The 12287-nt window shown below is 63.9% G+C and carries 12 protein-coding genes; 5 read left to right on the top strand and 7 right to left on the bottom strand.

Translation table 11 applies throughout. From position 1 onward, the window contains the following. Position 1: 1 nt before the first annotated feature. Complete coding sequence (locus tag K3179_RS01790; RefSeq protein WP_221562215.1) at positions 2 to 1855, bottom strand: DUF885 domain-containing protein; 1854 nt, start codon at positions 1853 to 1855, stop codon at positions 2 to 4. A 38-nt stretch (positions 1856 to 1893) separates the two neighbouring features. After that, positions 1894 to 2265 carry a DUF3597 domain-containing protein gene (locus tag K3179_RS01785; RefSeq protein WP_221562214.1) on the bottom strand — a complete coding sequence of 124 codons (372 nt, stop codon included), beginning with the start codon at positions 2263 to 2265 and terminating at the stop codon, positions 1894 to 1896. 119 nt (positions 2266 to 2384) lie between these two features. Between K3179_RS01785 and K3179_RS01780 the strand changes: the two genes are divergently transcribed. Next, positions 2385 to 2594: a hypothetical protein gene (locus tag K3179_RS01780; protein ID WP_221562213.1), complete on the top strand. Its 210-nt coding sequence runs from the start codon at positions 2385 to 2387 to the stop codon at positions 2592 to 2594. Between the two features lie 19 nt (positions 2595 to 2613). Here the strand turns inward: K3179_RS01780 and K3179_RS01775 are convergent, their stop codons facing one another. Together K3179_RS01775 and K3179_RS01770 are read right to left on the bottom strand one after the other, a co-directional pair. Continuing rightward, positions 2614 to 3285, bottom strand: coding sequence for an energy transducer TonB (locus K3179_RS01775; protein WP_221562212.1), 672 nt, complete (start codon positions 3283 to 3285; stop codon positions 2614 to 2616). Positions 3286 to 3448: 163 nt separating this feature from the next. Next, a complete protein-coding gene (locus K3179_RS01770) occupies positions 3449 to 4105 on the bottom strand; it encodes an alpha/beta hydrolase (protein WP_221562211.1) in 657 nt (218 codons plus the stop codon). Positions 4106 to 4231: 126 nt separating this feature from the next. Here K3179_RS01770 and K3179_RS01765 point away from each other — a divergent pair, with 126 nt between their 5' ends. The 3 genes from K3179_RS01765 to K3179_RS01755 all read left to right on the top strand — a co-directional run bounded on the left by K3179_RS01765 (position 4232) and on the right by K3179_RS01755 (position 6928). Then, positions 4232 to 5278 carry a cysteine desulfurase family protein gene (locus K3179_RS01765; RefSeq protein WP_221562985.1) on the top strand — a complete coding sequence of 349 codons (1047 nt, stop codon included), beginning with the start codon at positions 4232 to 4234 and terminating at the stop codon, positions 5276 to 5278. Positions 5279 to 5495: 217 nt separating this feature from the next. Beyond that, the gene (locus tag K3179_RS01760; protein WP_221562210.1) at positions 5496 to 6602 is read left to right on the top strand and encodes a cysteine desulfurase family protein; all 1107 of its coding nucleotides are present in this window, start codon (positions 5496 to 5498) and stop codon (positions 6600 to 6602) included. Next, a complete protein-coding gene (locus tag K3179_RS01755) occupies positions 6599 to 6928 on the top strand; it encodes a 2Fe-2S iron-sulfur cluster-binding protein (protein WP_221562209.1) in 330 nt (109 codons plus the stop codon). The genes K3179_RS01760 and K3179_RS01755 overlap by 4 nt, the downstream gene beginning before the upstream one ends. Here K3179_RS01755 and K3179_RS01750 read toward each other — a convergent pair. Continuing rightward, entirely contained in the window at positions 6925 to 8613 is a 1689-nt protein-coding gene (locus K3179_RS01750) for a mechanosensitive ion channel family protein (RefSeq protein ID WP_221562208.1), read from the bottom strand. The genes K3179_RS01755 and K3179_RS01750 overlap by 4 nt on opposite strands. A gap of 101 nt (positions 8614 to 8714) precedes the next feature. Further along, positions 8715 to 9272 carry a DJ-1/PfpI/YhbO family deglycase/protease gene (locus K3179_RS01745; protein ID WP_221562207.1) on the bottom strand — a complete coding sequence of 186 codons (558 nt, stop codon included), beginning with the start codon at positions 9270 to 9272 and terminating at the stop codon, positions 8715 to 8717. Between the two features lie 98 nt (positions 9273 to 9370). Between K3179_RS01745 and parC the strand changes: the two genes are divergently transcribed. Next, on the top strand, positions 9371 to 11668 hold the full coding sequence (gene parC / locus K3179_RS01740; RefSeq protein WP_221562206.1) for a DNA topoisomerase IV subunit A: 2298 nt from the start codon (positions 9371 to 9373) through the stop codon (positions 11666 to 11668). A gap of 76 nt (positions 11669 to 11744) precedes the next feature. On the opposite strand, the gene K3179_RS01735 is transcribed toward parC, so the two are convergent. Next, positions 11745 to 12275: a hypothetical protein gene (locus K3179_RS01735; RefSeq protein ID WP_221562205.1), complete on the bottom strand. Its 531-nt coding sequence runs from the start codon at positions 12273 to 12275 to the stop codon at positions 11745 to 11747. Positions 12276 to 12287 lie beyond the last annotated feature (12 nt).

The following is a 12287-nucleotide window of genomic DNA, read 5'->3' as shown; positions in this document are numbered from 1 at the left end:
CCTAGGCGGAAGCAGATGCGATATAGCGCTCCACATTCCGCTCCAGCACATCCATCGGCACATTGCCGCCGAGGACCACTGCATCGTTGAACGCCTTGAAATCGTATCGGCTCCCGAGTTCACGCTCTGCGCGCGAACGCTGGTCGACGATGCGGCTATGGCCGAGCTTGTAGCCGGTCGCCTGTCCGGGCCAGCTGCAATAGCGGTCGACTTCGCTCTCCACTTCGCCGCGCTTGCTGCCGTTGCGTTCGACGAAAAACTGGACGGCGCGCTCGCGGCTCCAGCCCTTGGCGTGAAGGCCCGTGTCGACCACCATGCGGCAGGCGCGGAAGGCGAGGCTTTGGAGGTAGCCGAGGCGTCCCACGGTGAATTCGTCGTAGGCGCCCAGTTCATCGGCCAGCTGTTCACCATAGAGCGCCCAGCCTTCGCTGAACGGGTTGAAGGCGAGGATCGAGCGGATGAGCGGCAGGCGATTGGAATATTCGCCTTCCCAGACGTGGCCGGGGATCGTCTCGTGATAGGTGAGGTCGGCGAGGTCGTATTTGCGGTGCAAATCGGTGTCTCGCAGATTGATCCAGAAGCGGCCCGGGATGGAGCCGTCCTTGCTGCCCGCGCCGCCATAGGCGCCCGGCGCGCCGACTTCTTCGGCGGGCGGGATGCGCTTCACTTCCATATTGGGATCGACAAGCGTGTTGAAGGCGCGCGGCATCTGGCCCTTGATCCAGTTCACCCGGTCCCAGATGAATTCCATGATCTCTTCGCGGCCGGGATCGCCTTCTGCGAATTTGTAGCGTGGGTCGTTGCCCAGTTCCTGCATCCGCTCGCCCACCGAACCGCTGGTATAGCCGATCTCGCGCAGGATCGGGTCCATGCGCGCATGCAGCGCATCGAGTTCTTCGAGGCCCTGGTTGTGCACCTCATCGGGGGTGAGCGTCGTGGTCGTGCTCGAACGCAGGGCCCAGGCGTAAAATTCCTCGCCGCGGGGGCGGGCGGAAATGCCCGGCGCATCGCTGGCGATGGCGCGTTCGGCGCGCAGTTCGGCAAGCTGGCGTTGGAGCGCCTCGGCAATCGGACCGGTTTCCAGTGTCAGCGCGCGGTTGGCGTGGCTTTCGGGCATGCCCTTGGCGTTGAGCTTGGCGCGCAGATCGTCTGCGAAAAGCTCGCCCTTCCCGGCGCTGGCGATGGTCTGTTCCATCTGGCCGATCGCCTTGTCGAGCAGGAAGGCGGGCGGAACGACACCCATCCCGCGCGCCGCGCGAATGCGGGCGAGTTCGCCGTCGAAGACCGACGGCATCTGCTCCATGCGCTCGATATAGGCGTCGGCATCGTCGCCGTCCTCGACATTGTGGCTCGACTGCATGAAGCGCGGCAGGGCAAGATATTCGCCCACGTTCTGGATCACGACATAGGGCGCTGTCCGCCAATTGCCGACGGGCGTGTCGCCATAGGGCAGGGCAAAGCCGTCGAGCGCGAGTTCGTAAGCGCTTTCGACGACCTCGAGATTGGTGAGGTTTTCGCTATCGAGGCCTTCGCGCGGGAAGGCGCGGACGCGTTCGAGGTCCTGCCTGAGAGTGTCTGCATAGGCCTCCTGGCCCGCAGGCGACTGGTCTTCCAGCTTTCCGCGAAGATGTGCGTACTGGCCGGTGTCTACGCCAAGTCCGGTCGCGCGCTCCGGCTCGTGGGCGAGAAGGTTGTAGCCGACGACTTCAAGCAGGCGTTCGGCGCCGATGGCTTGCGCCGTCGCAATGCCTTCGGGTCGGGGGATGGCGGCGCATCCGCCGAGGGTGAGAGCGCTGGTCGCGCCAAGCCCTGCGATGAACCGGCGGCGTGTGGTTTCAAAGGTTTGGGTTGTCATGCGCGGCGGTTTGGGGCCGCCGCGCTCACCTTGTCAAATCAATCTAGGAATTCGGACGGGACGCGGCCGCCATTGGCCGACAATTCCTGCATCGTGCGGCGGTGCAGCCAGATGTTGTCGTCCGCCGTGCCACTGTAATCGGCGCGGCCGAGTTCCTGTGCGAGCGCCTTGCGGTTTTCGTAACTGGAATCGACGTTGATCAGCTTCATCAGGTCGACGATGCTGGTGCGCCAGTTGAGGCGATCGGCACCGGGCATGGAATCGAGGCTGTTTTCGACATTGACGATGGGCACGGTCTGGTCGCGCGGAGCGGTGGCCGGGGCATTGACGGGAGTGGAGGCGGGCGGCGCTTCCTTGGCCTTGGCATCCTTGCCGAAAATCGCGTCCTTGATCTTGCTGAAAATACCCATCGTGAAATCCCTTTTTTATTATGTCGCAGCCGGTCCGACTGTGTATTTGCCAAACGGCAGATACCCGCCGATGTTCCGCTGGCCGATCGGGGCCGACCCGGCGCAATTACGAGGAAACGATGCTCGACACCGTCCTATCGCTCACCGTCCTGGCTGCCGCGCTCCTGCTTTTCGGCGCGTGGATGCTGTGGAAGCGGACCGGCAATGTGAAGAATGCAGGCCTGATGGTGCTGCTGGCAATCATCGCCGTCGTCAACGTGATGATCTGGACAGTGCCCGCCGCAGACGGAGAAGCCCCGCTCGACAAGGTCGAACGGGGCTCTCGCTGACGCTGCCCGATCGGGAGGCTCAGTCGGGTAGCTGCCAGAGGACGGAGCCGGTGTAGCTTCCCGCCACCGGCTCGCCCGAGCGACCGCGGGCGGGCTCGAACTTCGCGCGTTTCTGGACCAGCACGCATGTCGCGGCATCGAGTTCGGAATGACCGGTCGAGCGGGTCACCTGGCAGCCCGTGACATTGCCCGTCGCCGAGATATCGAGCTTGAAGGTCGCGGTGCCGGTCAAATCCCGGCGCGCCCAGCTCGATTTGTAGTCGCGATCGCTCAGCCAACGGCCCGGGTCGTTGCGCGGCTTGGCGCCGACCGGATCGAAACCGCTGGGCGTGGGCGAGGGCACCGGATCAAGCCTGGTCGGGCCGGGCTTCGGCATGGGCTGCGGCGGCAGGATCAGGTCGGTCGTCGGGATGACCGGCTTGATATCCGAGAGCGACAGGTCCGGCTGCGGCACGGTGATGGGCGGCGTGGTGGCGACTTCCGGCACGGCATCGGTGGCCGGTTCGGGCGGAGGCGGGGCCGGGGGCGGCGGTTCGTCCTTGATGTCCCAGGTGTCGAGTATTTCTGGCTTCTCCACGATCCCTGCCGTCACGGTCAGGCCGGTGATGACGGCGAAACCGATGGCAGCCTGCACGCCGATGGCGGCAACCATGCCGGCCGGCGATGCCCTCCTGGTATCTGCATAGGCCATAGTCTTTCCTCTCCTTGCGACTCTAGACTGCAATGTTACAACATTACAAAAAGAATGCAAGGCGCAAGGCAACACGGCCCGAAGCGAGGGACCGCTCACGAGTGCCGAAACGGCGGAATTTCAGGTGGTTGCGGGCGCCAGACCGGCGGCGCCCGTTACCGGATCACTTGATCGGGCAGCTCGGATCGAGGCGGAAGTCGAGGTAATTGTCGACCGACTTCATCAGCTCTTCCTGCTCGTTCTCGAAGAAGTGGTTCGCACGCGGGATTTCTTCGTGGTGCACGGTGATGTGCTTTTGCGTGCGCAGCTTTTCGACGAGCTTGGTGACTGCGCCCGGCTGGACCACCGTGTCCTGCGCGCCGTGGATGAAGATGCCGCTAGCGGGGCAGGGTGCCAGGAACGAGAAATCGTACATGCTGGCAGGGGCACCGACGCTGATCCAGCCGCGGATTTCCGGGCGGCGCATGAGCAGCTGCATGCCGATCAGCGAGCCGAAGCTGACGCCTGCAACCCAGGTGACGGACGCATCGGGATGGACCTGCTGGACCCAGTCGAGCGCGCTCGCCGCATCGGACAATTCGCCGATGCCGTTGTCGAAGCTGCCCTGGCTGCGGCCGACGCCGCGGAAATTGAAGCGCAGCGTGGCAAAGCCGCGATTGACGAAGGTCTTGTAGAGCCGCTGCGTGATCTGCTCGTTCATGGTGCCACCGCCCTGCGGGTGGGGGTGGAGAATCATCGCCACGGGTGCGCGCGGACGCGGTGCGGGGGAGAAACGGCCTTCGAGGCGGCCTTCGGGGCCGGGAAAGATCACGGTCGGCATGGGGAGGTATACCCTGTCGGAAATTTTCGATGGCGCGGGCCGGATATGGCTTGCGCGAGGATGCGCGCTATATAGGGTTTCGCTGCGAAATCGCAATTATATTGAGCACGTCCCGTCAAGACACGAATTTATCTCGATCATGCCGCCACCACGCCGCTGCGCCCCGAAGCGCGCGCCGCGATGGAGGAAGGCTTCGACCTCTGGGCCAATCCGAGCAGTCCGCATGCCGAGGGACGCAAGGCCCGCGCCGCGCTGGAAGATGCCCGCGAACGGGTGAAACAGGCGCTCGCCTGGAAGGGGGAAGTGATCTTCACCTCCGGGGCGAGCGAGGCGGCGGCACTGGCCCTTGGCCATGCCAAGGCAGGCGCGCGGCTGCTCTCGGCGGTCGAACACGATGCCATCCTGAAAGCGGCTCCCGATGCGGAGCGCCTGCCGGTCCGGCCCGACGGCGCGCTCGATCTCGAAATCCTGACCGAAGCGGTCCAGCGGGAGCGCCCGCTCGTCGCGGTCCAGCATATCAATTCCGAAACGGGTAATCATCAGGATCTCGCCGCGATTTCCGGCATCGTGCAGCAGGCGGGCGGCCTCCTGCTTGCCGATTGCGCCCAGAGTGCGGGCAAGCTCGCGCTTCCGCCGTGCGACATGGCAATCGTCTCCGCGCACAAGTTCGGCGGGCCGATCGGGATAGGTGCATTGCTGGTGAAGGATTTCGCCATGCTCGAACCGGCAGGGGGGCAGGAGCGTGGCTATCGGCGCGGTACGGAGAACCTTCCCGCTGCGGCGGGCATGGCGGCAGCGCTGGAAGCTGCGCACTCTCCCTATCTCGATCCCTTCGTGCTCGATCCGCTCGATGCAATCGTTGCCCACTGCCGCGAAAGCGGCGGCAAGTTCCTGTCCGACCGTCTTTCCGACCCGACGCCCTATATCCGCGCAATCGCCACGCCGAAGATGAGCGGCAGCGCGCAGGTCATGCGCTTCGACATGGCGGGGATTTCGGTGTCGCAAGGGTCTGCCTGTTCTTCCGGCACGATGAAGACCAGCCACGTGCTGCAAGCGATGCAAGTCGAACCCGAAGTGGCCGACCGCACCATCCGCGCCAGTTTCGGCTGGAACACCACGCGCGAAGAAGTGGAACGCTTCTGCGAGGTATGGCTTGAATTGGCGAAGGCATGACGTTCATCGCGACTGCCTGCGCCGCCAATCCCTTTCCTACTCCGGAACGACGGGCCACGATCCGATCCATGACGAATTCAGTTATCCTGCGCGCAAGGCAGCAAGGTGTCACCCTGGTGGCTCGTGCGAAAAATCCCGCAATTCCGGGCGTATCGAGGCATTCCGGGCGGGTGACAGTGTGTAAACTTCGTCGCCTTTGCCCGGCACGGGTAGCGGCATGATCTACCTCGATTACCAGGCCACGACCCCGCTCGCCCCCGAAGCGCGCGATGCCATGATGCGCTGGCTCGACGGGCCGGGCGGCACCGGCTTCGGCAATCCGCACAGCCCGCACAAGATCGGCCGCGAGGCCAAGGCCGCGATCGAATTCGCGCGCGACCAGGTGGCGGCGCTGTTCCCTGCGGGCGGGAAGGTGATCTTCACCTCCGGCGCGACCGAGGCGCTCAACCTCGCCATTCGCGGTACGCGGGCGAGGGACGGGGGCGGCGGGACCGTCAGCGTGTCCGCCATCGAACATTCCGCCGTGCTCGACACTGCAAAGGATGCGGGCAAGTGCCATGTGCTGAATGTCGCCAAGGACGGACAGTGCAACACCAAGCAGGACCTGCCGCAGGACACGCGGCTGGTCTGCCTGATGCAGGTCAACAACGAGATCGGCGTGATCCAGCCCACGGTCGAATGGCACCGCAAGGCGAAGGAAAACAACGCGCTCTACCTGTGCGATGCGGTGCAGGCCTATGGCAAGATCGAGGTTACCGGCGCGGACATGATCGCGATCAGCGCGCACAAGTTCCACGGGCCGAAGGGTGTGGGTGCCTTGTGGGTGCGCGACGGGGTCGACCTGCATGAAGTCCAGACCGGCGGCGGGCAGGAATTCGGCCTTCGCTCCGGCACGCTCTCGCCCGCGCTGATCGCGGGAATGGGCGCTGCCGCAGCCGAGGCCAAGGACCGCATGGAGCAGGATGCCGAACACGTGCAGAAGCTCTGGAAGCGGGCGACCGAGATCTTCGACAAGTGGGAACTCAACGGCAGTGCCGAAGCGCGCTATCATGGCAATCTCAACATCCGCCCGCGCGGCCCCAATGGCGGAGGCCTCGATGTGGGCCGGCTGATGAGCGAATGCCGCAACGTGATGTTTTCGGCAGGGTCCGCCTGCGCCAGCGGGTCGGGGCGCACGAGCCACGTGCTCGAAGCGATCGGCCTGCCGAAGAAGCTCGCCAAGGCGTCCATCCGCCTCGGTTTCGGGCGCTACACCACGCTCGAGGAAATCGAGGAGGCAGGCCGCATCATCAACGAGGCAGCACAGGCGCAGGGATCGCTATGAAGGTCGTTTTTCACACCACCGAAGGCAAGCGGGTGGAAGCCGAGGGCAGTGCGGGCGACAGCCTGCTGCGCGTGGCTCAGGCGGCGGGCATGCCGCTGGAAGGTACGTGCGAGGGTCAAATGGCCTGCTCGACCTGCCATGTCGTTGTCGATGCGGAATGGTTCGACCGGCTTCCCGAAGCGAGCGAGGAAGAGGAAGACATGCTCGACCTTGCGGCAGGCGTGCGCCGGACCAGCCGGCTTTCGTGCCAGATCGTGCTGGCTGACGGCCTCGACGGGCTGAGCGTGGCGATCCCTGCCGAAAGCCACGATATGAGCAGGGGCTAACCCGCCTCGTCCATGCGCACCTCGCGTTCGCGCGGGATGTAGGCGGGGACGGGTTCGTTGCCTGCCGCCGCGTCCATCTTCGAAGCGGCTGCCAGCATGTGTTCGCGAAGGCGGCAATGCATCGCCCAGCCGACCTTGGGATCGACGGCGCGGACCATGAAGCGCACGACCATCGCCTTGGCATTCTGGTCGATGACTTCGCAAACGGCATCGTCGGGATCGATGACGTCGTCGTCGTTCTCGATGAATTGGGAGAAGGGTTCGCGCAACGCCTCGACATCGGCGCGATTGTCGAGTTCCAGCTCGACATGCATCATCAGGCTGGCGTCCTTCTTGGTCCAGTTCTCGAAGCTTTCGCTGGTGAAGGCGCTGACCGGGGCGATGACGCGGCGCTCGTCCCAGGTGCGCAGGCGCAAATGGGTGAAGCCGATCTTTTCGACGTAGCACCACTGGCCGTCGTAATGGACAGCATCGCCGATCCGCGCGGTCTGGGCGAAAGCGATCTGGACGCTCGCCATGATGTCGCCCAGTACCTTGCGCGCGGCGAAGACGAGGACGAGGCCGAGCACGCCGGCCGACGCGATGATGGAGAAGCCGAGGGTGGTGGAGATATTGCTGGCGACCAGCAGAAAGCCTGCGCCTGCCAGCAAAAGCGTAGCGGTGATGATCCGCCGGATTGCGCTGAGCTTGGTGTAGAAGTTGCGGTCTTCGTTGTTTTCCGGCGCCTCGAGTTTTGTCGTCCGGCGATCGGTGGCGAAGTCGAAGAGGGCCTCGATCACGGATAGCGCGATGCCGAGGATGGCGGCGACGATCAGGATGAGCTGGAGCGGGTCGAGCAGGTCGCGAACCGGGCCGGAGAGCCGGAAGAAAGTCTCCCTGACGAGCGCTATGGTCCCGGCGAAGGCCAGCAGCGTTGCCGGCAGGTGAACAGCGCTCACGACACCGTGCCGCTTGGTGTCCTCGTCCAGTCGCTTGCGCCATTTGTTCAGGGCGAAATAGGCCAGCGCAGCGGCCAGTGCCCCGACGAGCAGGATGATGGGGAGGGCGATGACTTCCCACCAGGCAAGCGTCCAGAACGCCTGCTTGCGCAACGGCGCGGGCAGCATCTCCTCGAACGCCGTCGGGCCGTAGACTTCATAGAGCGCGGGGACATTGTCGACGGTCTGGCGGCTGAAGACCCAGAGCGGCTCCCCATCGGGGGCCTGGACGCGGGCGATGCGGATGGGGACCGACCGGTTGTCCAGCGCCAGCCTGCCGATGGTGATCGAACGGCGCGGCACGCCTGCCATCGGGTCTTCGCTGCTGGTCGCGGTATCGACCGCGTCGGGGCGGTCGGGCAGGGCGGTCCAGTCCACCGGGATGGAGCGATGGACGAGATCATACAGCTTCGCCGCCAGATCCTGCGGGTCGCCGTCGGCGATATTGGCCATGTCGAGACCGGCAGCGGCGCTTTCCCAGTCGCCCGCTTCGCCTGCCGCTAGGAAGCTTTCCATCAGCCCCATCGGGGTGTCGAGATCGAGCGGCGCGGTCGGCCCGGCCTCGAATTCGAGTTGCTCGACCTCGTAGACGTAAGGCTCGCTATCCTCCGCCACTGCGATGCCTTGCGCGATGACGGGAGCCGCGGACAAACCGATGGCGGCAAGCAACAGGATCAGGAGCAAGCGAAGCGGTGAATGTTTCCCCATGCCTTCCCCAATGCTTGCGCGCCGCCATGGGTCCGAAAACGAAAAACCCCGCCGCATCGCTGCGGCGGGGTCATCCTCTCTCCTCGAGAGTGAATTACCGGTTAGGCGCTTTCGAGTTCGCGCTTCTCGACCTTTTTACCGAGCATTTCGATGAGGGCCTTGCTGAATGCCGGAATGTCGTCAGGGTTACGGCTGGTGATTAGGTTGCCATCAACGACCGCTTCCTTATCGACCACATTTGCGCCTGCATTCTTCAGGTCGGTCCGGATCGATGGCCATGCGGTGACCGTCTTGCCCTTGATGAGATCGGCTTCGGCGAGCAGCCACGGTGCGTGGCAGATCGCGGCGATCGGCTTGCCGGCCATGTCGAATTCGCGAACGATGGCAATCGCACGCTCGTTCATCCGCAGAATATCGGGATTCATCTGACCACCGGGGAGGAGCAGCGCGTCGTAGCCCGAACAGTCGGAAATTTCATCGACCGTCTTCTCTACGGCAACGCTGTCGCCCCAATCCTTCTGGTCCCAACCCTTGATTTCGCCCTTTTCGAGACTCACTACGGTGGTTTCGAAACCGGCGTCTTCCAGATTGGCCTTGGGCTTCATCAGTTCCGACTGTTCAAAGCCGTTGGTGGCGAGGATCATGATCCGCTTTGTCATAGGGTAACTCCTTGATTTCGTGTTACCCATGCAACGTGTGGGGACAGTGCTCCGTTCCGTGCTGACAGGCGAGCCGTGGCTCTGGTAGGGCAGGGCGTATGGCCACTACCGATCTCGATGATTCCGGCGTCGATCCGTTCGATGCGATCGTGGATGCACCTTTCGATTCCGCCCTGTCGGAACGCTATCTCGTCTATGCGCTGAGCACGATTACCGCGCGTTCGCTGCCCGACCTTCGCGACGGATTGAAGCCGGTTCACCGCCGCTTGCTGTGGACCATGCGCCAGCTCAAGCTCGATCCCGCCAGCGGGTTCAAGAAATCGGCCCGCGTGGTCGGCGAGGTCATCGGTAAGTACCACCCGCATGGCGATACCGCCGCTTATGACGCGATGGTTCGCCTCGCGCAGGATTTCGCGCTGCGCTATCCACTCGTCGAAGGGCAGGGAAACTTCGGCAATATCGACGGCGATAATGCAGCGGCCTACCGTTACACCGAAGCGCGCCTGACGAAGACCGCGATGCGCCTGATGGAAGGGCTGGACGCGGGCACGGTCGACTTTATCCCGACCTACAATAACGAGGAAGAAGAGCCGGAAATCATGCCGGGCCTGTTCCCCAACCTGCTCGCCAATGGAGCGAGCGGGATTGCGGTGGGCATGGCGACCAATATCCCGAGCCATAACGTCGCCGAGATCGTCGATGCCACGCTCGAGGTGATCGACAACCCGCATGTCGATCACGCGCGGCTGATGGAACTGTTCAAGGGACCTGACTTCGCGACCGGCGGGGTTGTGCCTGAAAGTGCGGGCACAATCAGTCATGCCTACGAGACGGGACGCGGTTCCTTCCGGGTGCGTGGCCGCTTCCACGCCGAAGAAGCCGAGAAGGTGGAAGATCGCGATGCGGGGATCGAGCGGCTGGGCGGCGGCCAGTGGCAGCTGGTTATTTCCGAAATCCCCTACCAGGTCGCCAAGGGCAAGCTGATCGAACAGATCGCACAGGCGATCGCCGACAAGAAGCTGCCGATCCTCGAAGACGTGCGCGACGAAAGCGACGAAGCGATCCGCATCGTGCTCGTGCCGCGCAGCCGCAACGTGGATCCCGAGTTGCTCAAGGAGAGCATCTACAAGCTAACCGACATGGAGACCCGCTTCGGTCTCAACCTCAACGTGCTGGATGCCAGCCGCACACCGATGGTCATGGGGCTGAAGGAACTGCTCGAAAACTGGATCGCCAGCCAGATCGACATCCTCCAGCGCCGCAGCCAGCACCGCCTCGACCAGATCGCCAAGCGGCTGGAGCTTGTCGAAGGCTATATCATCGCTTTCCTCAACCTCGACCGCGTGATCGAGATTATCCGGACCGAGGACGAGCCGAAGCCGGTGATGATGGAGGAGTTCAAGCTTACCGACCGGCAGGCCGAAGCGATCCTCAACATGCGCCTGCGCTCCTTGCGCAAGCTGGAAGAGATGCAGCTGCGCAATGAGAAAGACGAGCTGCTGAAAGAACAGGACGAGCTCGAGAAACTGCTCGGCTCCCCGGCTCGCCAACGCACGCGCCTGAAGCGCGACCTCAACACGTTGCGCAAAGAATACGGGCCCGAAACCGATCTTGGCCGCCGCCGAACGACCATCGAAGAGGCTGCCCCGGCAGTCGAATTCAGCATGGACGCGATGATCGAGAAGGAGCCGGTAACGGTCATTCTTTCGCAAAAAGGCTGGGTGCGCGGTGCCAAGGGTCACCTGCCGCTGGACCAGGAATTCAAGTACAAGGAAGGCGATGGTCCGGCCTTCGTCCTCCACGCGCAGACGACCGACAAGCTGTTGCTGGTCGGGGCCGACGGACGGGTCTTCACGCTGGGCGCGGACAAGCTCCCCGGCGCGCGCGGGTTCGGTGAACCGGTGCGCAACACCCTCGACATCGAGGCGAGTACGCAGATCGCGGCGGTCATCGTCCATCGCGAGGGGCAGGAAGTGCTTCTGGCCGCCGATACCGGAAAGGGCTTTGCCGCCACCACCGACGCGATGCTGGCCGAAACCCGAAAGGGTCGCCAGGTCGTCAATCTCAAGGGCGATGCGAAGCTGGTCGTCGCGCGCGCCATCGAGCAGGGGCACGACCATGTCGCGGTGGTCGGCGACAACCGCAAGCTGGTGGTTTTCAACCTCGAAGAATTGCCGCGCCTTGCAAAGGGGCAGGGCGTGAAGCTGCAAAGCTATCGCGATGGCGGACTGTCGGATGCAACCACGTTCAAGCTCGAGGAGGGGCTTAGCTGGACGATGGGCGGCAAGGGCGACCGGACCCGGACCGAAGGCGATATGTGGCAGTGGAAGGTCGCGCGTGGCGGTGCAGGGCGCCTGCCGCCGCAAGGCTTCCCGCGCGATAATCGCTTCGGATAGCGAAAAGGCCGGAAGCGCTTGCGCACTCCCGGCCCCTTGCGACCCTGAAGCTGGGCTCAGGGAACTGGTAAAAGGCTTATTCGCCCGCGCTTCCGGCAGCCGGAGCCGCCTGAGCCATGGCAGCATCGATCTGCGCGTTCGTCAGGCGAGCCATAAGGCCATGGTCCGTCGCGTCGAAGTGAGTACGCAGCAGGGTGACCTTGTTCGTTTCGTCACCGCCACGGGCGAGGACGATGTTGTCGCCGTTGATTTCGAGGACGGTACCGAGCGGTGCGTGGGAAGCGTCCATAGCTTCTGCGCCGACCACAAGGGCTGCATCGCGCTTGGCAGCCGCTTCTGCGAGCTGTGCGTCGATCATGCCGTCGAGCTGGGCCTTGGTGACGGTGATGGTCGGGCCTGCTTCGCCCTGGCCGTACATCTCGACGCCCAGCGGAACCTTGTGCTTGCCGGTGTCGAGTACGGCCTGGCCGTTCTCGACCGAAACGATGGTTCCGACTGCATTGCCTTCGGGGCCGGTCACGGTTGCGCCTGCAGCGACCTGCTCGTTGGCAAGCGCGGGGGTGGCGGCAAGAGCGACGGCAGCAATAGCCAGCTTTGCGATTTTCATGAATGAACTCCT

Origin of the sequence: Qipengyuania intermedia (assembly GCF_019711615.1) — a bacterium.
Taxonomy (GTDB): Bacteria; Pseudomonadota; Alphaproteobacteria; order Sphingomonadales; family Sphingomonadaceae; genus Qipengyuania; species Qipengyuania intermedia.
This window is presented reverse-complemented; position numbering and strand designations above follow the sequence as displayed.